This window comes from Rhodospirillaceae bacterium (assembly GCA_002746255.1).
GTDB lineage: Bacteria > Pseudomonadota > Alphaproteobacteria.
Genome location: NVWO01000007.1, coordinates 1 through 18,167 on the forward strand (window position 1 = coordinate 1; position 18,167 = coordinate 18,167).

Genomic DNA, 18,167 nt, shown 5'->3' on the forward strand with positions numbered 1-18,167 from the left:
GCGGTTGGACCGCGTTTCCTAATCAGCTAAACTAAGGACTGGCCGCTGGCGTTCTATAACTGGGTTGCGGTTGGACCGCGTTTCCTAATCAGCTAAACTTTACTCTAGCGATGTGTGAGTGTGTCTCTAGTTGCGGTTGGACCGCGTTTCCTAATCAGCTAAACTCCGCCAACGCAACCGCCGCGCCGCCCCAAAGTTGCGGTTGGACCGCGTTTCCTAATCAGCTAAACTAGTTAAGCCACGCATCCCATTTTCTCCGCAGTTGCGGTTGGACCGCGTTTCCTAATCAGCTAAACTTAGAAGCCTATGGCGAGGCCCTTCCAAAAGGTTGCGGTTGGACCGCGTTTCCTAATCAGCTAAACTTCGGAATGTAAATATATGGTTTGACGGATTGTTGCGGTTGGACCGCGTTTCCTAATCAGCTAAACTCGTCTTTTGCCACGCAGCGCGAAGAAACCCGTTGCGGTTGGACCGCGTTTCCTAATCAGCTAAACTGCGTCGTCACCATGACCGCGCGCCACAAAGGTTGCGGTTGGACCGCGTTTCCTAATCAGCTAAACTTTTTTGCGCGCGCGCTGGGATCGTCAACCGGTTGCGGTTGGACCGCGTTTCCTAATCAGCTAAACTTCAGTATCCGCGCGAGCGTGGCTTTCTTATGTTGCGGTTGGACCGCGTTTCCTAATCAGCTAAACTTCAAGAAAGAATAGCTGCGGTGTTGGCTTCGTTGCGGTTGGACCGCGTTTCCTAATCAGCTAAACTGAAAAGGAACCCACCGACATGACCGAAAAAGTTGCGGTTGGACCGCGTTTCCTAATCAGCTAAACTCCATCTGACAGACAAGGAGCCAATCCATGGGTTGCGGTTGGACCGCGTTTCCTAATCAGCTAAACTACGCCCTTGGTCAAGCGATTGATTTCAAGGGCGTTTTTCTTGTTCTGATGGGCAAAAAACCAGCCTCGGCAATGGCAAACAGGCGCGCAGAGTTCAGAAAAACACGAGTTGTTCCGGGTTTTTTCGTTGTGGTTCACGGCTTTGCCCTCGAAAACTGACAATGTTCTCATATTGTTTGTCGGTGAATTGCAGGATATCCACCTTGCCCCCGGATGGCAGCACGGATTCAACCTTTTTGGTCAGCGTCTCTACCGCCTCCTTGCCGGAAGTATAGCGCACATAGACGGAGAATTGGGCCATTTCGAACCCCTGATCCTTTAAAAAATTCCGAAAATCCGTGGCGGCCTTGCGCTCTTTAGGCTCGATCACGGGCAGGTCGAACAGCACCATTATCCACATGATCCGATATCCGCTGAGGTGGCTCATAGGGGCATTACGATGCCGTCGCCGAAAGCGGCAGCGGTGACCCGGGGAATTCCAGCTTTTTGCGTTCGCCGAGATAGACCTGCGCCAGCGACAAAGCCAGGCGGTCGAGGCAGGTTTGCAGGGGCGAGGCGCCCTGCGGCCCCTGAAGGTCCATTGTCGTCACGGCGGCAAGCGCCGCCTTGGCGTCGCGGTCCAGTGCCTCGCGCCCCTCTGCCGCAAGCCGCCGGGCTGCAAGATCGACGAAAGGGCGGAAGGGCTCCATGAGGTCATCGGCAAGGCGCAGGGCTTCCCCCCGGCTTTTGTGATGAATGGAAAGCGACGGATGCAGACCGGCGGCGAGGATGGAGCGCGCCGTCGCCGCGCGCAGCACCATATAGCCATAGTTCAGGAACGCGTTGGTGCCGCCACGGCCACGGTCGCGCTTGAAGGCTTGTCCCATCATCAATGGCCAATAGCGCCGTGCCGCCCGCGCCTCGATGTTGTCCGGGTCGCCCGAGCGTACCTGGCGAGCGAGGCTGCGCAGCGCGCCGGGCCGCTCGCCGGCAACGTCCAGGGCATCCGCCTGGGCAGTAATCTTAGCCTTGACGAGATCGCGCCAGAGGCGCTTGTGCACAGGCTTTGAGGCTTCCGCCTGGGCCTGTATGCGCAGGCCCTGTTCAAAATGTCCGTCGATGGGCAGGAGAAAGGCAACCGGCGCATGGTTTGATCCGCAGATAATCATGGGGGCGCCGCGCGCGGCGAGCCGGGCGGCAAGATTGGCCGAAAAAGTTGCCCCATGGCCGTGGACGACCAGCGCGGCGATGTCGTCGAGCGCCACCTGGCCAAGGGGCTCGCGCTCTCTGGACAGTTTCATGAACCCGCGGTCGGTCGAGAGGTGCACGCCATCGGTCGCCACCTCGACGATGCGCCCGATCATCGGGGCGGCCCCGGATCGAAGACGCGCCCGGCGGGATCGACGTGGACGAGGCGCGCGCAGCGGTCTTTGAGTTTGCTGAAGTTCGCGAAATCCCAACGAAAGGAATCCTCTGAATCCTTATGGCGTTTTTCCAGTTCCCCTCCTTCTTTATGCAAGGCTAGGTAGAAACAATTCGCACTTGGTGCGAGGCGGATGACCCGCATCACCTGCTCGCGTCCGTCCTTCTCAAGCCGGAGCAGATCGTTCTTCCGGACCCGCATGATCGGGCGCGCATCGGGGTGGTCGCGTTTCCATGGGGGCGTCCAGTCCTTCCGGTTTGCATCGAACCGCGTCACGCCATAGCCGCGCCACTTCCCGTCCGGCGTTTCGATGATATCGATACAATAGTTCTCGCCGGGGATGACGGCCTTGTATTCTCCATTCTTCCCGTGGCGGATGACCTTGTAGTCCGCCTCGACCTTATGGACGCGCACACGGTGTGTACCGGTTTCCTTGACGCAGCGTTCGAGTTCGGCCTGAAGCTCCTTTTTTTCAAGTCCTTTGGTGCGTTCCATCAATGTCTTGCGGATCCCAAGATCGCCGATGCGCTTGACTTCCGCCGCCGTGAGCGAAGTCACGGGCTTGCGGGTTGCGAGCCGCGGTTCCCCCGTTAGAGGATCCCGAACGATCCCGTAGGCCGTTTCCTCATGCAGCGCGCCTTCTACGCCGTGGTCCGGTTTGTGGGAAATGGTGATGCGGTTGATGGAGGTCCGGACATCTTCGCGGAAATTCCGCCATGGCTCCTTCAGCCCTGCCAGCAGGCGTCTGTCGAAATTTTCTTCCGCACGTGCCGCTTCCGTGGCGACGCGTTGCAGCAGGCCACGGTCGGTCAGCGCCACGACGATGGCATCGATGGCATGGTGGCGGTGGTCGTTGCGGTTCTTTGCCGGGTCCGCCGCCTCTTCCAGATTGTGACCCGCGAGCACCGAATTAAGCCCCCAGGTCCAGCGCAGATCGGCTGTCAACCGGCCCGGCGTCACCCAGACATCCGCGCCCGTGCGTAGAAGGTAGGTCTTGGCCAGGAGGGAGAGGTAGCGCGTCTCGTTAAGCTGGCGGGCGAGGAAGTCCCGCTCTTCGTTGTCATAGCGCGCCATGGCGTCCGGCCCAAAGCGCCAGCTTTTGTTATTTGGTAGATTGGCGGCCCGCGCCTTTATTGCTGGCCAGTCGAAACCTTCTGGCGAGGAAGCAAAGGCTTCATAAGGTGTTTTCTGCCCCTTGACGCGATTGGCGATGCGCATCGAGACGGTTTTGTTGCCGATGCCATCGTCAAGGGTGCGCGAGAACGGCAAAATGTGATCGATCTCCACTTCATCGGTGAACAGCCGCTCGATGCCGATCTGTTCGCCGGTATAGGGGCAACGCCGGGTGAGCGGATTAGCCGGGTTTAGCTCCTCCCAAAGACGCAGGCGCAGGCGGTTTTCGTAAGTATCGGATAGTTTCTGTTCTTCAAGGATGGCGCGGCGCTTGTCGTTGGCATCCTGGTTGTCCCTTTGCTGTCGTTCGAGTTCCGATTTACCCTTGGCGGACAGCGGCAGATTGCGGGCGAGTTCGACCACGATTTCGGTCGGGCGGCCATAACGTTTTATCAACGCTTTTATCAACGTATTGATGACACGCCGAAGCTGGTTGAGCGCGACATGCACGGTCGGGTTGGCGATCTTGCCGACGCGCTTTTCAGGCAAGTCGGCGGGCTCGCCCGTGCCGAACGCGACATGACGTTCCAACACCTCGCCGTAATAGGGCAGCGCGTCGAACACCTCGCCGTCGAAATCAAGGTCGTCATAGCCCGCCGCCTCCTTGGCGGCGTCATAGGTAATCACGGCGCGTTCCAGTTCGGCCAGAACCCGGCGCGTGGCGGTGCGGCCCAGTCGCCCATGTCCGGCCGGCAAGGGCGCGTTGGCGACCTTCTCGGCGGCTTCGGCGGAAAGGCTATGTTCGGCCATAAGCCAGTCAACGAGTGTTTTTTCGTTTTCCTCTTCGAGCAGACGCTTGACGATCTCTTCCTGGGCCTCGGCCGGAATTTTTCGCCACCCCGGTCCCCAGCGATTATTGTTGGCGAGGACGGCGGCGGTCTTGTCGCCGTCGAGATGCTTGCGGCGTTCGCTTTCCAGATTGAAACGCGCCTCGTCCGGCAGTTTCAAGAGCTTGCGCGCCTTCTGAAATTCAAGCTTCTGATGTGCGAGGGCCCATGCGACAAGAGAATCACGTTCCTCCAGGGTCAGGTTGCGCTCAGCCTCGCCGGGCAGCCGCACGTTCAGATGATTAACCTCCTGATAGATACGGATGCGCTGGACCGAGGGCAGGGCATGCGGCGCGCGTTTCTCGGAAGGATCAAGCGAACATTTGCCGACCGGCTGGGATTTTAACTTCCGCTGAAAGAGAAGGGTGTTGCGAAGCGCATCCCGCGCGGCATCGGACAGCGCCGCGTCATGAAATTTTTTCTGCGCTTTCCACAACGTGTCAAACTCTTGCGCGATCATGTCACGGGTGGGGTAAAAGTCGTAAAATGCCTTGGCGCCGGAACCCTGAAGCCGCGCCCGAACCGGGTGTTCCTGTGCGGCTTCGTGAGCAGCTTTGCGAGCGGCTTTGCGAGTTTCGAAATCTTTCGGATTTTTAACGCGCGGTTTGGCGAGATATTCGCCAAGGGTTCGCGCGCCCGCGTTTTTCATTACCGTTTTTACGTTTTCCGCCGCAGATTTGATCTTGCCCTTTTCATCCTCGGCGCCCTTGTCTGTCTTGCGGTTCGACTTGAAGCCTCGGCGTTGCTGAAGGTGGAACAGCGCCCGGCCGAGTTCGTGGAGGGAAAGTTTCTCGTCAAGGCCGCGTACACGCAAGTACCAGGGGTCGAACTTTTCGAGCCGCTTTCGTTCAGCCGGGTCCTTCGGCATCAGGCCGTGTTCGATCAGGCGCTCCATGAATTCAGAGCGCCGCTTGAGATAACGGTCACGCCGCCTGCGTTGCTGGCGGGGCAGCCGACGCATGACGGCGAGCGACTGCTTGTCTTTTGGATTGCGCCCGTCCGAAAAGATGCGCACGCCCGATGCGATCAAACCGGTTGGCCGGCCTTGACCGTCTAGTTTAAGCGCCGCCCAGCCGAGTGAATTCGTCCCCAGATCCAGTCCCAAACGCCATGCCATGACTTTCCTCCCTCTCAAGCCGCAACCAGTGGTTGATTAAACCCCTTGCGCGAATGCGGGTAAAGGTGGTTAAATCAGGGACTGGTTTAGCTGACTAGGAAACGAGGTCTTTCCGTTAACAAGATGAAAGATTCACAAAATAGGCGGTCCTTCGGGGCCGCCTTTCTTTTTTCGGGTTTTCCTGTTTCCGGTGTCTAATGCCGAAGGAAGGTAACGATGGTGCCGCGTTTCGACGGGAAGCGGGCCTTCAGGATCACCCCGTCTTCGCCATACCAGAGGTCGGTACGCACGGGTTTGCCCTTGCGCATCTGGATGAGCGCGAAGGCCTTGGCCTGATGCGTCTGTCCCCGGATGGTGATGGCGGCTTGGCCCATATCCTCGGTGCGAATGGCCTTCATGCGCCCCTTTAGGGGGCTGAAAAGCTGGGCATGCCTCAGGGTTTCCTTGCACCAGATAACTTGAGAAAACAGCGGCGTTTCAATCTCTGAAAGGCTGCCATTCCGGTTCACCTTCAAACTCTGTCCGTTCGGTCCATGACTGTTCGGTTTGATGCGAATGGCGACTTCGCGGCGGTTGTCGACGGTTTTTCCATCAAAGCTCTGAAAAACATCCGTCTCCCAGATTTCTTCGGATTGATGGCGGTAATTCAGCAGCGGGATCAGATAAAGAAGCGTGACCTTCACCTTGATGAGGGTCGAAACTTTCGTGCGCGTGCCCTCGCGTTCGAAGTCGATCCATGCGCCGCCGATGGGGGTATTGTCGTTCAGGATGTCATAAGAAAACTTGCCTTGGGGAAGCGAACAGGCATCCGCCGACCTTGCGGCAAGAAAAACAAAGGCCAGAAAGAAAAACAAAACCTTGCTTGCGCGCACCGGATTTTTGCCTCCGACCATGCATCCCAAGGGGTCAGTATAGCGGCGCGCGCACGTCCGGCCTAGCTCGGGTGAAAGCCAAAACGTTTAAAGATTTTCTCGACTTCCGGCTCGCGCAGAAAGTGGTAGAAATTCGTCACCGCCGGTTCTGTGCGTGTGCCAATGGGAACAAGGTGGTAACGGATGGGCGCATGGGTCGTTGCCGGGATGACGGCGATCACTTTCACCCGGTCGCTGATCAGCGCGTCCGTCGCATAGACGATGCCGGCATCCGCCTGGCCGCGTTCGACCAGGGTAAGGGCTTCGCGCACGTCGCTTGCGAAAAGAAAGTTGGGCGTCAACGCTTCCCACAGTTCAAGCTGCGAAAGCGCCTCGCGGGCATAGCTTCCGGCGGGCACGTTGTCCGGCTCGCCGATGGTGATCGTCCGGTCTTTCAGGTTCTTCGTGATGTGGAGGCCAAGCGGAATGCCGAGCTGAATGGAACTGTTCTTGCGGGTGATGAAAACCAGCCCGTTGCCACGTATTTCCGAGGTTTTGCCGGTGGGCGTGATGCCGTAAGCGGCAAGAGCCTCTTTCCACTCCGGCCGGTCCGTAATCAGAAGATCAACCGGCGCACCTTTTGAAACCCGCTTCTCAAGCTCGGCACTGGAGGCAAAGGTGACCAGCACCGCCCCCAAACCCTTTGCAGCAAAACGCTCGGAAACGACTTGCAGCACGTTGGTAAGGCTTGTGGGCGCGTAAACGGTAACCGGCGTTATCACTCTTTCTGGTGCTTCCGCGAGAAGCGTGCCGGGAATGCACAGCACCACGAGTGCAAAAACGCAAAAGATGCCCTTTTGCATTCTAGCTTTTGTAAAGGTTCTTCGGATCGACAAGGACATCTTCCACATTTTCGAGTTTTCCCCCGCGCACCGCGCGGAAAAAACAACTTTGCCTGCCGGTATGGCAGGCCACCCCTTTTTGTTCGACGGTTACAAGCACCGTATCGCCGTCGCAATCCAGACGAAAGTCGATCAGCGTCTGGGTTTGCCCGGATGACTCGCCCTTTCGCCACAATTGCTTGCGGGATCGCGACCAATAATGGACCTGGCCGGTCGCAAGGGTCTTTTTGATCGCTTCGCGGTTCATCCACGCCATCATCAGAACCTCGCCCGTGCCGTCTTGTTGGGCGATTGCCGGGACAAGACCGTTTTGATCGAAAAGGACGGTTTCCAGAATTTCTGGCAAAGCATCGTCCCATGCGCTTGGCATCGGTGTTCTCCTAGGCGGCGTTTGTTCGTTCTGTCTTCTTGAGGGATGCGCTAAAGGGGCGCGCCCTGTCAACCGTCCCGCGCGGGCATCAGGCAATTTTGCAGCGACGTGGCGTTTGTTTGCATCATCTGGAAGTAAAGGTCTGGGCTTGGTGTCAGACCACTTCCCAGCGGGTCCAGCGGCGCGGTGGAAATATCCGATCCCTCACGCAAGCGCGCAAGGATAGGCGCGGTGAATTGAGGTTCGTGGAAAAGGCAGCGAAAGGCGTTTTCGGTGATTTTCCTGCGAAGTGCCACGATCCGGCGTGGGCCGGCCCGGCGTTCGGGATCAATGGCGACGGCTTGCGACGGGCCGAGGTCATAACGCCCTTCAAGATAGGCATAGGAATCGTGAAAAACGAGGTACGGGATGCCGGCGAGGGGGGCAAGCTTTCGCCGTATTTCCAGGTCCAGGGCGCGCAGCCTTGCGATTGTCCTGTCGCGATTTTGCCGATAGATGGCCGTCCGTTCCGGGTTCGCTTCACCAAGCTGTTCGGCGACGATTGCCACAATCCGGATTGCGTTTTCCGGGTCGAGCCAGAAATGGGGGTCCAATTGGTAATTTGCGTCCGGATTGTGAGATTCGCTGTCGGTATCCCGATGCAGATGCCTCGCCTCACGGCGGAATATGCCCGGTGCGTGCAGAAGGGCTATGATTTTGGCCCCAGATTTTTCCGACAGACGCTTTAAGGGCGTTTCCAGAAAATTCTCCAGTTCCGGCCCGACCCAGAAGACAAGATCTGCCTCTGCGAGGTGCCTGGCGGTCGATGGGCGTAGCATCGCGCGGTGAGGGGAGGTGCCGCCGGGGCTGAGAAGAGCCGGTTTTCCGATCCCCTCCATGACGGCGGCGACAAGGGAATGCAGGGGGGGGATGCTGACGGCCACAGCGGGTGGTGCGACCACGGCGGGTGGCGCAGTCACAGCGGGCGGTGTGGCTTTGACCGGTTGGATGGCTAGGCCAAAAACGACCAAAACAGAAAGAACATTAAAGACTTTTAATAACGGCATGAAATATAGTTACTTTTTCGTCTTTAAAGGCGCGTCTGTACGACGTCCTTCGCCTTGTTTCTATAGAAGGTATGTTATAGCATAACAGGCATCTATTCCCTGAAAAATATAGATTTTTTATGCGAGAAGCGATGAAGTCGATGTCCGGTCAAGAAACGCGGCCAAAAGCTCCACCGCCCGACGATGGGCACGATCATCGCCGCTGTATGACAGAGGCGATGACGGTGGCGGCGGACCTTTGCCAGCAGCGCGGTGTGCGTTTTACACCGCTTCGCCGTCAGATTCTTGAACTGATCTGGGACAGCCATATGCCCCTTGGGGCTTATGCCATTCTTGACCGCCTCCAGGAGGCGGGCAAGTCCGTCCGGCCGCCGACGGTTTACCGCGCCCTCGATTTTCTGAGAGAGCAGGGGCTAATCCACCGGATTGAATCCCGGAACGCCTATCTCGGCTGCGTCGATCCGTCGCGGCCCCACCCAAGCCAGCATTTGATTTGCGAAGATTGTGGGAAGGTTACGGAACTGGACAATCGGGCGGTCGAAACGACTTTGGCAGCCGGGGCCAGGGCGAAAGATTTTCAACTGGTTGGTGCCACAATTGAGGTCCATGGGTTTTGCCGCGATTGCCGCCATGAGGTATCGCCGGAGGCGTTGAAAATGCCGCCGGAGGCACCACCACCACAGCCATCGCAGAACCTGTCCGGCACCGGGCAGGATTTGAAGCAGGGCCCCGTGCTGATCTCGGCAAAGGGGCTGACGCTTCGCCATGGCGGGCTTTTGGTGTTGGATCGCGTCGATCTTGCCGTCCATAAAGGCGAGATTGTGACGATCATTGGCCCGAACGGCTCCGGCAAGACAACCCTCGTCCGGGTCCTTCTCGGTCTTATCGACCCCGAGGCGGGCAAAATCAAAAAGGCCAACGGCCTCCGCATCGGCTACGTGCCCCAGACTTTTGTGGTGGACCCGAACCTGCCCCTTACCGTCCGACGGTTTTTGGCGATGGCGGGGAGGGGGGCGGCGGATGTCCGCGAGATGCTTGCCGTCGTCGGCGCCGGGGATATCTTGACCCACCCTATTCAAAGCCTTTCCGGTGGCGAGCTTCGCCGGGTTCTGTTGGCGCGCGCCCTTCTCAGAAGGCCGAATTTGCTTGTCCTTGACGAACCGGTTCAGGGCGTCGATATGCCGGGCCAGTCGGAACTCTACCGGTTGATCGGCGATATCCGCCGCAAGCAGGGTTGTGCCGTGCTGATGATTTCCCATGATCTGCACCTGGTGATGGCGGCGACGGACGAGGTTATCTGTCTGAACCGCCACGTTTGCTGTGCCGGCCATCCAGAAGCCGTCAGCCGGCATCCGGAATATCTGGCCCTGTTTGGCGAAGTGGCCGATGAGACGCGTTTTGCCGTCTACACCCATCACCACGATCACGTCCACGACGAGGCCGGAAATGTTTTACCGGCCTCCGATGTGCCACCTACCGGGGGGCCGACCCCCGGACCGGAGGTCTAAGCCATGGATGATCTTTTGCTGCGCGCGATTTTGGCTGGCATTGGCGTTGCCATTGTCGCCGGCCCCCTGGGCGTGTTCGTGGTCTGGCGGCGGATGGCCTATTTTGGCGACACCATGGCCCATTCTGCCTTTCTTGGTGTGGCACTTGGCTTCTTGCTGCATCTCGACGCGTTGATTGGTATTTTTGCGGTGGCCGTTGCCATTGCCCTGGCGCTTGCGTTTGCCGAGCGGCAAAAGCGACTGGCTACCGACACGCTGCTTGGGATTTTTGCCCATGGGGCGCTTGCCTTCGGGCTGGTCGGGCTGGCCTTTCTCGAAGGCCTGCGTGTGGATCTGATGGGCTATCTCTTTGGCGATATCCTCGCCGTTGGTGATGTGGATCTTCTCTGGATCTATGGCGGCGGCTTCACGGCCCTTGCCCTCCTTGTGGCGATCTGGCGGCCGCTCCTTGCCATGACGATCCACGAAGAACTTGCCCGGGTCGAGGGCGTGCCGGTGCGCCGGGTGCAGATTTGTTTCATGATGCTGATTGCGTTGGTGATTGTCGTTGCGATCAAGATCGTGGGCATCCTTTTGATTACGTCGATGCTGATTATTCCGGCGGCGACGGCGCGGCGCTTTGTCCGTAACCCTGAGGCAATGGCTGTGCTTGCCGCCTTTCTTGGCGTCGCGGCCGTCATTGGCGGGGTCTGGGGCTCGTTCACTTGGGACACGCCGTCCGGCCCATCAATCGCCGCCACGGCCTTCCTGATCTTTGCGGCAAGCCTGCTTGTGCCGGTTGGTGCCTTGGGTTATATGGCGGGGCGAAAGAAGGAACCCGTCGCCCATGCGCAGTCCCATCTTTAATAAGCTCGGTAACGCCCTTGCCGTTTTCGGCATCCTTTGCCTCATCCTTTCCGGTGCGGGCCAGGCGAGGCCGGCTTCGGCCCCTGTAACGGGGGAGATGCCTGGCGATCTCGCGATCGCGCTTCAGACAATTTGCTCCGGTTCCGGCCTCCGCCACGCAGGCGGGGAAGGGCCGTCTTCACCACACGAACCGGGGTCGATTGCGTGTTCGCTTTGCTGTCTGCAGGGACCGTCACCGCTCGCATTCGTTCCAGCTTCTTTCGTTGCCTTGCCATCTTTCACGGCTCTGGCATTCCTTCTGCCGGCGGTGCGGCAGACAGACAGCTTCCTTGTGACGCGGCCTCCAAGCCGCGCACCGCCACGCACGCACATTCTCTAGCTTTTCCAAGTTTACTGTTTTCTGGAAGCGTTTTTTCTGCCTCGCGGCAGAAGAAAGAAATGTGAAAGTTGCGAACGATGAAATTCTTAAACGTCTCAGGGTTTTTTCTATGTCTTCTCCTGGCGGGCACTCCGGCGATTGCTCATGAGAAGGGAAAGCCTTCACCGGAATCCCTGCATTTTCTTGATCCTCTTATTGGCGAAACGCCAACGCTGGAAACGAGCCTTCGCCTCGATCACCGCTTTCGCAATCGGGCAGCAGGCACGGAACACACCCTTGGGTTGACGGCAGAATACGCTTTCAATGACTGGCTTGGGTTTGAACTTGGCGTGCCATACGCTTTTTTAGATCCGGGCGATGGGCCAAGCCGTTCGAACCTCGGCACAATCGAAATCGGTCTAAAATTCGCGCCCTTTATCTTTCCGGCAGAAGGGCTCGCCTTCGGCGGTGGGCTTGAAATCGGGCTACCCACCGGGGATGAAAGCAAGGCAATCGGCAGCAACCGTGAATGGGAGCTGGAACCCTTTCTGAATGCGGGCTGGCAAGTGCGCGGCCTGCAAATGACGGCCCAACTCAGCTTTGGGATTCCTATGAACCAATCGGAAGAAGAAGCGGACGAAGTCGATCTTGAAATCGGCTTCAATCTCGCTTTTCTTTATCCGCTCTCGCCGAAATTCACGCCGTTGCTTGAATTCGATGGCAAGGGGGTCGCAAAAGGCACCGACAACAAAACAGTGATCAACGCCACTATTGGTTTTTTAAGCGCGCCTTTTGAAAACGAAGACATCAAACTGGGTTTTGGCCTTGGCGCACCGCTTACCAGCGATGAGAATTTTGACGTCCGGACGATTTTTACGGTTTTCTACGAATTATAGGGGCGGTCTAGCCAGCGGCGTTTAGCCGCTTGAAGCCTTCGTCGAGGTCCTGAATCAAATCGTCCGGGTCTTCAAGCCCCGCATGGATACGGATGGCAGGCCCTTCTTTCCAGGTCGTCGCCGTTCGGATTGTTTCTGGGTAGATGGGGAGGATCAGGCTTTCATAGCCGCCCCAGCTATACCCGATGGCGAACAGTTTCATGCCGTCGAGCATGGCGGCGATGGCTTTTTTCGGACGGTCCCTGAGGATGAAGGAAAAAAGCCCCGGCGCACCGGTGAAGTCGCGTTTCCAGATGGCATGGCCCGGATCTTCGGGAAGGGCTGGATAAAGAATTCGCGCCACTTCGCGTCGCTCTTTCAGCCATTCGCAGAGGATGCGCGCCGTTTTCTGATGCCGTTCAAGGCGGATGTGGAGCGTGCGCAGGCCGCGCAGGGCCAGATAGCATTCTTCAGGTGCCGAACAGCCCCCCAGACTGGCGACCGTCTGCCGGACCGTCTTGAAATGTGGCTCAAGGGTGGTGATGACGCCAAGCATGGCGTCTGCGTGGCCGACGATGTATTTCGTCGCCGCCTGAATCGAAACGTCAACGCCATGGTCGAACGGCTTGAAGTAAAGCGGCGTCGCCCAACTGTTGTCCAGGATGACGACGGCCCCTTTTTCATGGGCTGCTTTGGCGATGGCAGGAATGTCCTGCACTTCGAAGGTCAGCGATCCGGGTTGCTCGACAAAGACGACCTTCGTGTTTGACCGCAGCAAATCCTTGATGCCGGCGCCTATAAGCGGATCGTAATAGGTCGTTTCGACGCCGAAGCGCGCCAGCACCTGATCGCAAAAATACCGTGTCGGCCCATAGACGCTGTCGGCAACCAGAAGGTGATCGCCCGCTTTGAGGAAGGCGAAAAGCGATGCGGCGATGGCGGCAAGGCCTGACGCCATTGCGATGCTGCGATCGCCGCCTTCAAGCTCCGCGATGGCGGCTTCCAGCGCAAAGGTCGTCGGCGTGCCGTGGCGACCGTAATAGACCCCGTCGAAGGGGTGCTTGTCGAAGGATTCAAGCGCCGCAAGGCTTGGAAAGGTCACGGTGGAGGCGCGATAGATCGGTGGATTGACGATCCCGAAATTTTCTTCCGGGTTCCGCCCGGCATTGACGATGCGCGTGTCTTCCTTCATCTGAAACCTGTCCACTTTACCGCGATGCCCGATCTTTCCGCTTGTAAAGTGACTGGCAGGGCCGGTCAAGGCGTCCGCTTTTGGGCTTGGAGAACGCCGCCCTTTCTAAGATGATGGGCCGGAAACAGGATTGAAGGTGCTGCATGCCCCATACTCACGCCACCATTCTTCTTCTGCTGATCGTGCTTGGCGTTCTTGCCGGCGTCGTGACCGGCTGGTTCTGGGGAGAAGACATGCTTGCCGTTGCCTGGCTGGGCGAACTTTTTCTGAACGCGCTGAAGATGCTGATTATTCCCCTGATCGTCGCTGCCGTCATCAGCGGCGTGGCTTCCCTGGGCGACATAAGAAAATTGGGGCGTATTGGCGGCATTACCATTCTTTACTTTGTCGGCACGACGGCGGTGGCGGTGGTCATCGGGCTTGTCGTCGTCAATCTCATTCAGCCCGGCGTTGGGCTTGACTTCGAAGTACAAAGTCTGCCCGAAGCGGTCGCGGCGAAAAGGGAAATCGGCTTTACGGACATCCTGCTTTCCATTGTGTCGCCGAATTTGATCGCGTCCGCCGCAGAAATGCAGCTTCTGCCCCTGATCTTCTTTTCCATCCTGCTTTCCGCCGCCCTGACAACGTTGGGGCCGGTTGGCGAGCATGTCATCGGGCTTTTCAACGGGTTGAACGAAGCGTTGATGAAGGTGGTCATCTGGCTGATGTATTTTGCGCCGGTTGGTATCTTCGCCCTTGTCGCTGCGCGCCTTGGAAAGGCAGGGGGTGGGGATGCGTTTTTAGCCGAGGTGAGCGCCGTCGGCCTTCATGTCGTGACCGTGTTGAGCGGGCTGACGATCCATTTTCTCTTTCTGGTGCTGCTGATGATCTTTGTAAGCGGCCGGGGGTTGGGCTATCTGCTGGGCCTGATGCGCGCGCTTCTGACGGCGTTCGGCACGGCCAGTTCGTCGGCGACCCTGCCGTTGACGATGGAATGCGCGCGCGAACAGGCGGTGGACGAAAAAGCGATCCGCTTCGTCCTGCCGCTGGGAAGCACGGTCAACATGAACGGCACCGCCCTTTATGAGGCGGCGGCGGCGATGTTCATTGCCCAGGCCTATGGCATCGATCTTGGGCTGGGGGCCCAGAGTCTGGTTTTCATCACCGCCACCCTTGCCGCCATCGGTGCCGCCGGCATTCCCGAGGCAGGCCTGGTGACGATGGTCATCGTGTTGACGGCCGTGGGGTTACCCCTGGAGGGGCTTGGGCTTTTGCTTGCGGTTGACTGGTTCCTCGACCGCTTCCGCACGGCGGTGAACGTCTGGGGCGACGCGACAGGGGCGGCGATTGTTCACCGGTTTTTGCCGAAGCCCTCCTCCGGTGGCACGTCTTAGGTTGCGATCGGCAAATCGTTCCGGCTGCCCCATTCGGACCAGGACCCGTCATAGACGGGGACGTCCTCAAGCCCCAGCAAATGCAGGCCCAACGTCACGACGCCTGCCGTAACCCCAGAGCCACAGCTGGTTACGATGGGTTTCTTAAGGTCAATCCCGGCATCGGTGAATTTGCGTTGCAATTCACTGGCGGGCAGTAGCGTTTTTTCCCTGGGGTCGAGAATATCCGGGTAAGGCAGGTTGAGGCTGCCCGGGATATGGCCGGCGCGAAGGCCGGGACGGGATTCCGGCACTTTTCCGTGGAAACGTTCGGCGCTTCGCGTATCGACGACCTGTTCGTCATGGCTGTCGAGATTGGCCAGAATCTGATCGGTATCGCGCACCAGAAGATTGTTGATGCAGGCCGTAAAGTGGCGGCGGCCCGGGGTAACATGCGCGTCATCAATGGCGCGGCCTTCACGGATCCATTTTGGCAGGCCACCGTCCAGCACGGCGACGTCCTTGTGACCGAAAAAACGAAACATCCACCACACGCGCGCTGCGCTGATCAGACCGGCGGCGTCGTAAACGACGATGCGGCAGCCATCCCCAAGGCCCAACGCGCTGACGCGGCTGGTGAATTTTTCAGGCGAGGGAAGCATGTTCGGATAAGGGCTTTGCGTATCGGCGATCTCGCCGGTATCGAAGAAGACGGCACCGGGAATGTGCCCTTTCGAATATTCCTTCATGGGGTCCAGGTCCGGGTCTGGAAACTGGTTTGTGCCGTCTACGATCCGGATGTCCGGTGCGTGGAGTTGTTCGGCCAGTTTGGCCGTGCTGATCACGGAATCGTGGTTAATGTAATCCATAAGTATATTCCATCAATGCATTGTTTTATTTAATTTAAATCTTACATCCACTCCGGCACAGGCAGGTTTTTTGCGCGCAGGAATTTTGGATTGAAAAGCTTGCTTTGGTAGCGGGCACCGGTATCGGTAATCAGCGTAACGATGCGATGGCCGGGGCCCATTTCTTTGGCAATTTTTATTGCCGCGCCGATATTGATGCCGCTTGATCCGCCGACCAGCAGCCCTTCGGATTTGACGAGGTCGAAGATCAGCGGCAGGGCCTCCTCATCGGTGACGCGCAGCCAGTCGTCGATCGGGGCGCCGTTGAGGTTTTTGGTAATGCGCCCCTGGCCAATTCCCTCGGTGATCGAGGAACCCTCTGCCTTCAGTTCGCCATGGTCGAAATGGTTGAAAAGGGCCGAGCCCATTGGGTCGGCGAGCACGATTTTTATCGCCGGGTTCCGCTCTTTCAGGGCCATGCCCACCCCGGCCAGGGTGCCGCCCGTCCCGGTGGCGCAGGTAAAGGCATCGATTTTGCCGTCCGTTTGCTCCCAGATTTCGGGCCCGGTTGTCCGATAATGGCCGTCGCGGTTGGCAAGGTTGTCGAATTGGTTCGCCCAGATGGCGCCGTTCGGCTCTTTCTCGGCCAGTTCTTTCGCCAGGCGTTCGGAGGCGGGGACGTAATTTTCCGGATTTGCGTAGGGGACTGCGGGCGCAAGGTGAATTTCGGCACCGCACATTTTTAGCATGTCGATCTTTTCCTGGCTTTGGGTCTCCGGCATGACGATGACCGTGCGATAACCAAGGGCGTTGCCAACCAGTGCCAGCCCGATGCCGGTGTTGCCTGCCGTTCCTTCGACGATGACGCCCCCCGGCCTTAGAAGACCGCGTTTCTCCGCGTCCTGAACGATGAAAAGTGCCGTTCGGTCCTTGATGGAGCCGCCGGGATTGAGAAATTCCGCCTTTGCCAAGATTTCGCAGCCGGTTGCTTCCGACGGACCTTTGAGGCGAATAAGCGGTGTGTTGCCGATTGTGCCTAGGAGTCCGTCCCGGATGTCCATGTGATTCCTGACGTTTTTTGAATGGGAGGCTAACTTATCGGTCGTGTCTGCCCGAAAGCAAGGCGTTGTCTTTCAGTCTCATGCGCTTGCCCAGCGTTTGCGCAAATCGTCCACGTTCAGCGCCAGCCATTGCAGCGCGATAATGGTCATCGAATTGTTGAGACACCCTTCTTTTAGCAGGCGCATGGCCTCTTTTCTGGGCGTTGGCAGGACGCGGATGTCTTCCTGCTCGTGATCCAGGCCGTGAATGCCGCCGGCGTCCTTCAGATCCATGTGGCCGCAGAAAAGCGCCATCGTTTCCGACGTGCCGCCTGGACTTACCAGGTAATCGGCAATCGGGATCAGTTCGCCGACTTCCAGTCCGGCTTCTTCGACCGCCTCGCGGCGGACAACCACCTCTGGGCTTTCGCCTTCCTCGATGATGCCGGCGACGATTTCGGTGACCCAGGCAGGACGGTTGGCGACAAAGGCGCCGATCCGGAACTGTTCAATCAGCAACACTTCGTCCCGGTCCGGGTCGTAGCCGAGAACGCCGGCTGCGTGCCCACGCTCGAACACCTCCCGCTTGACCTCGTCACTCCACCCCCCTTCGTGGAGCGTGTGGCGCAGAAAATAGCGGTTGATGCGGAAATAGCCCTGAAAGGCGGTTTGTTTTTGCAGGATAGAAACCTGCGGCTTTTTTCCCTTGGTCATCGTCCTCATGTCTCCTTGGGTGGCACCGGCTGGCGTGGCCGTGATGTCTCCATGAAAAGCGGTGTCACCAGGTCCGGAGCCTCTTGCCATGCTTCCAGGCCGCCAGCCAGGCGGGGTAGCGCCAGCATCGGCACGCGGGGGAGGAAGCGCGAAAGCGTCTGGATGGTATCGTTCATGGGCACCGGCTGATGCGTTGATTCGCTCACGATAACGCCGGCAATTTCGACGCCGCTGCGCTCTAGGGCCAGTGCCGAAGTCAGGCTGTGATTGAGACTACCAAGATAGCTGCCGACAACAAGAAGAACCGGATAGCCAAGGGCCCGGGTCCAGTCCAGGACGGTCTTTTTCTCCGTAAGCGGCACCATGACGCCGCCGATCCCCTCGACAAAACGAAAATCCGGCGCCACCTTGCCTGAAATTGGGTTTGTCCTGGAAAAGCGCACCAGTTCGTCAAAATCAATCGCGCGGCCCTCTCGTTGCGCCGCCATATCGGGGGAAATGGGATCGTGGAATCGCCATGGCGAAATCGCGACGATGCGTTCGGCCTCGGCGGCATGGCCAAGGCTTTCGATGAGAATGGCGCTGTCGCAATTCTTGTCACCGATGACAAATCCGGTAATGACCGGTTTGAGCAATTCCGTTCGCAATCCACGCTTTTGAAGCTGACGGGCGAGAAGGGCGGCAACAAAGGTTTTGCCGACATCGGTGCCGGAAGAGGTGATGAAAAACGACCGCATGAAAAATTCCTGTGCCTCTGGCGCCTTTGCCCATGATGTAGCCAGCCATCTGAAGGTTAGTCAACGCGTTCAGCACTTGCAGAAGGGGGGGTGCTTTGGCTATGACATTGTGACGCATG

17 protein-coding genes and 1 CRISPR repeat array are annotated in these 18,167 nt (G+C 58.3%); of the genes, 5 read left to right on the plus strand and 12 right to left on the minus strand.

Features of this window, described 5'->3' with window-relative positions:
• A CRISPR array of direct repeats spans positions 1-891; the repeat unit is 33 nt; unit sequence GCGGTTGGACCGCGTTTCCTAATCAGCTAAACT.
• A gap of 93 nt (positions 892-984) precedes the next feature.
• The 7 genes from cas2 to COA65_05670 all read right to left on the minus strand — a co-directional run bounded on the left by cas2 (position 985) and on the right by COA65_05670 (position 8,578).
• Positions 985-1,290 (minus strand): CRISPR-associated endonuclease Cas2, encoded by a 306-nt coding sequence (gene cas2, locus COA65_05640; protein ID PCJ59623.1) that lies wholly within the window; start codon positions 1,288-1,290, stop codon positions 985-987.
• Between the two features lie 34 nt (positions 1,291-1,324).
• Complete coding sequence (locus COA65_05645) at positions 1,325-2,233, minus strand: subtype II CRISPR-associated endonuclease Cas1 (protein ID PCJ59549.1); 909 nt, start codon at positions 2,231-2,233, stop codon at positions 1,325-1,327.
• A complete protein-coding gene (cas9, locus tag COA65_05650; GenBank protein PCJ59550.1) occupies positions 2,230-5,409 on the minus strand; it encodes a type II CRISPR RNA-guided endonuclease Cas9 in 3,180 nt (1,059 codons plus the stop codon). Before cas9 ends, COA65_05645 begins: the two co-directional genes overlap by 4 nt.
• Before the next feature lie 194 nt (positions 5,410-5,603).
• Positions 5,604-6,302, minus strand: a complete 699-nt coding sequence (locus COA65_05655; GenBank protein PCJ59551.1) for a hypothetical protein — start codon at positions 6,300-6,302, stop codon at positions 5,604-5,606.
• A 41-nt stretch (positions 6,303-6,343) separates the two neighbouring features.
• Entirely contained in the window at positions 6,344-7,171 is an 828-nt protein-coding gene (modA, locus tag COA65_05660) for a molybdate ABC transporter substrate-binding protein (protein ID PCJ59552.1), read from the minus strand.
• The gene (locus COA65_05665) at positions 7,125-7,532 is read right to left on the minus strand and encodes a phosphoribosyl-AMP cyclohydrolase (protein ID PCJ59553.1); all 408 of its coding nucleotides are present in this window, start codon (positions 7,530-7,532) and stop codon (positions 7,125-7,127) included. Before COA65_05665 ends, modA begins: the two co-directional genes overlap by 47 nt.
• A 68-nt stretch (positions 7,533-7,600) precedes the next feature.
• The gene (locus COA65_05670) at positions 7,601-8,578 is read right to left on the minus strand and encodes a zinc ABC transporter substrate-binding protein (protein PCJ59554.1); all 978 of its coding nucleotides are present in this window, start codon (positions 8,576-8,578) and stop codon (positions 7,601-7,603) included.
• Between the two features lie 119 nt (positions 8,579-8,697).
• On the opposite strand from COA65_05670, the gene COA65_05675 reads away from it, so the two are divergent.
• From COA65_05675 to COA65_05690, 4 genes are all read left to right on the plus strand, one after another.
• Positions 8,698-10,086, plus strand: coding sequence for a hypothetical protein (locus COA65_05675; GenBank protein ID PCJ59555.1), 1,389 nt, complete (start codon positions 8,698-8,700; stop codon positions 10,084-10,086).
• 3 nt (positions 10,087-10,089) lie between these two features.
• A complete protein-coding gene (locus COA65_05680) occupies positions 10,090-10,932 on the plus strand; it encodes a hypothetical protein (protein PCJ59556.1) in 843 nt (280 codons plus the stop codon).
• Positions 10,913-11,311, plus strand: a complete 399-nt coding sequence (locus COA65_05685; GenBank protein PCJ59557.1) for a hypothetical protein — start codon at positions 10,913-10,915, stop codon at positions 11,309-11,311. Before COA65_05680 ends, COA65_05685 begins: the two co-directional genes overlap by 20 nt.
• Positions 11,312-11,379: 68 nt before the next feature.
• A complete protein-coding gene (locus COA65_05690; protein PCJ59558.1) occupies positions 11,380-12,186 on the plus strand; it encodes a hypothetical protein in 807 nt (268 codons plus the stop codon).
• A 7-nt stretch (positions 12,187-12,193) separates the two neighbouring features.
• Here COA65_05690 and metC read toward each other — a convergent pair whose 3' ends face one another.
• Positions 12,194-13,357 carry a cystathionine beta-lyase gene (gene metC, locus COA65_05695; GenBank protein PCJ59559.1) on the minus strand — a complete coding sequence of 388 codons (1,164 nt, stop codon included), beginning with the start codon at positions 13,355-13,357 and terminating at the stop codon, positions 12,194-12,196.
• A gap of 143 nt (positions 13,358-13,500) precedes the next feature.
• On the opposite strand from metC, the gene COA65_05700 reads away from it, so the two are divergent.
• Positions 13,501-14,730, plus strand: coding sequence for a sodium:dicarboxylate symporter (locus tag COA65_05700; GenBank protein PCJ59560.1), 1,230 nt, complete (start codon positions 13,501-13,503; stop codon positions 14,728-14,730).
• Here COA65_05700 and COA65_05705 read toward each other — a convergent pair.
• The 4 genes from COA65_05705 to bioD form a co-directional block, all read right to left on the minus strand.
• Positions 14,727-15,578, minus strand: coding sequence for a 3-mercaptopyruvate sulfurtransferase (locus COA65_05705; GenBank protein ID PCJ59561.1), 852 nt, complete (start codon positions 15,576-15,578; stop codon positions 14,727-14,729). The genes COA65_05700 and COA65_05705 overlap by 4 nt on opposite strands.
• A 41-nt stretch (positions 15,579-15,619) precedes the next feature.
• Positions 15,620-16,618: a cysteine synthase A gene (locus COA65_05710; GenBank protein ID PCJ59562.1), complete on the minus strand. Its 999-nt coding sequence runs from the start codon at positions 16,616-16,618 to the stop codon at positions 15,620-15,622.
• Positions 16,619-16,696: 78 nt separating this feature from the next.
• Positions 16,697-17,320, minus strand: coding sequence for an ADP-ribose diphosphatase (nudF, locus tag COA65_05715; protein PCJ59563.1), 624 nt, complete (start codon positions 17,318-17,320; stop codon positions 16,697-16,699).
• Positions 17,317-18,048: a dethiobiotin synthase gene (gene bioD / locus COA65_05720; protein ID PCJ59564.1), complete on the minus strand. Its 732-nt coding sequence runs from the start codon at positions 18,046-18,048 to the stop codon at positions 17,317-17,319. The genes nudF and bioD overlap by 4 nt, the downstream gene beginning before the upstream one ends.
• Positions 18,049-18,167: the final 119 nt, after the last annotated feature.

Bases quoted from the DNA above. Each gene is read 5' to 3' on its own strand.
- COA65_05700 (PCJ59560.1), top strand. From the start codon at position 13,501: ATGCCCCATACTCACGCCACCATTCTTCTTCTGCTGATCGTGCTTGGC.
- COA65_05675 (PCJ59555.1), top strand. From the start codon at position 8,698: ATGCGAGAAGCGATGAAGTCGATGTCCGGTCAAGAAACGCGGCCAAAA.
- bioD (PCJ59564.1), bottom strand. From the start codon at position 18,048: ATGCGGTCGTTTTTCATCACCTCTTCCGGCACCGATGTCGGCAAAACC.
- COA65_05710 (PCJ59562.1), bottom strand. From the start codon at position 16,618: ATGGACATCCGGGACGGACTCCTAGGCACAATCGGCAACACACCGCTT.
- metC (PCJ59559.1), bottom strand. From the start codon at position 13,357: ATGAAGGAAGACACGCGCATCGTCAATGCCGGGCGGAACCCGGAAGAA.
- COA65_05705 (PCJ59561.1), bottom strand. From the start codon at position 15,578: ATGGATTACATTAACCACGATTCCGTGATCAGCACGGCCAAACTGGCC.
- nudF (PCJ59563.1), bottom strand. From the start codon at position 17,320: ATGAGGACGATGACCAAGGGAAAAAAGCCGCAGGTTTCTATCCTGCAA.
- COA65_05685 (PCJ59557.1), top strand. From the start codon at position 10,913: ATGCGCAGTCCCATCTTTAATAAGCTCGGTAACGCCCTTGCCGTTTTC.
- COA65_05670 (PCJ59554.1), bottom strand. From the start codon at position 8,578: ATGCCGTTATTAAAAGTCTTTAATGTTCTTTCTGTTTTGGTCGTTTTT.
- modA (PCJ59552.1), bottom strand. From the start codon at position 7,171: ATGTGGAAGATGTCCTTGTCGATCCGAAGAACCTTTACAAAAGCTAGA.
- COA65_05680 (PCJ59556.1), top strand. From the start codon at position 10,090: ATGGATGATCTTTTGCTGCGCGCGATTTTGGCTGGCATTGGCGTTGCC.
- COA65_05645 (PCJ59549.1), bottom strand. From the start codon at position 2,233: ATGATCGGGCGCATCGTCGAGGTGGCGACCGATGGCGTGCACCTCTCG.
- COA65_05665 (PCJ59553.1), bottom strand. From the start codon at position 7,532: ATGCCAAGCGCATGGGACGATGCTTTGCCAGAAATTCTGGAAACCGTC.
- cas2 (PCJ59623.1), bottom strand. From the start codon at position 1,290: ATGTGGATAATGGTGCTGTTCGACCTGCCCGTGATCGAGCCTAAAGAG.
- COA65_05655 (PCJ59551.1), bottom strand. From the start codon at position 6,302: ATGGTCGGAGGCAAAAATCCGGTGCGCGCAAGCAAGGTTTTGTTTTTC.
- cas9 (PCJ59550.1), bottom strand. From the start codon at position 5,409: ATGGCATGGCGTTTGGGACTGGATCTGGGGACGAATTCACTCGGCTGG.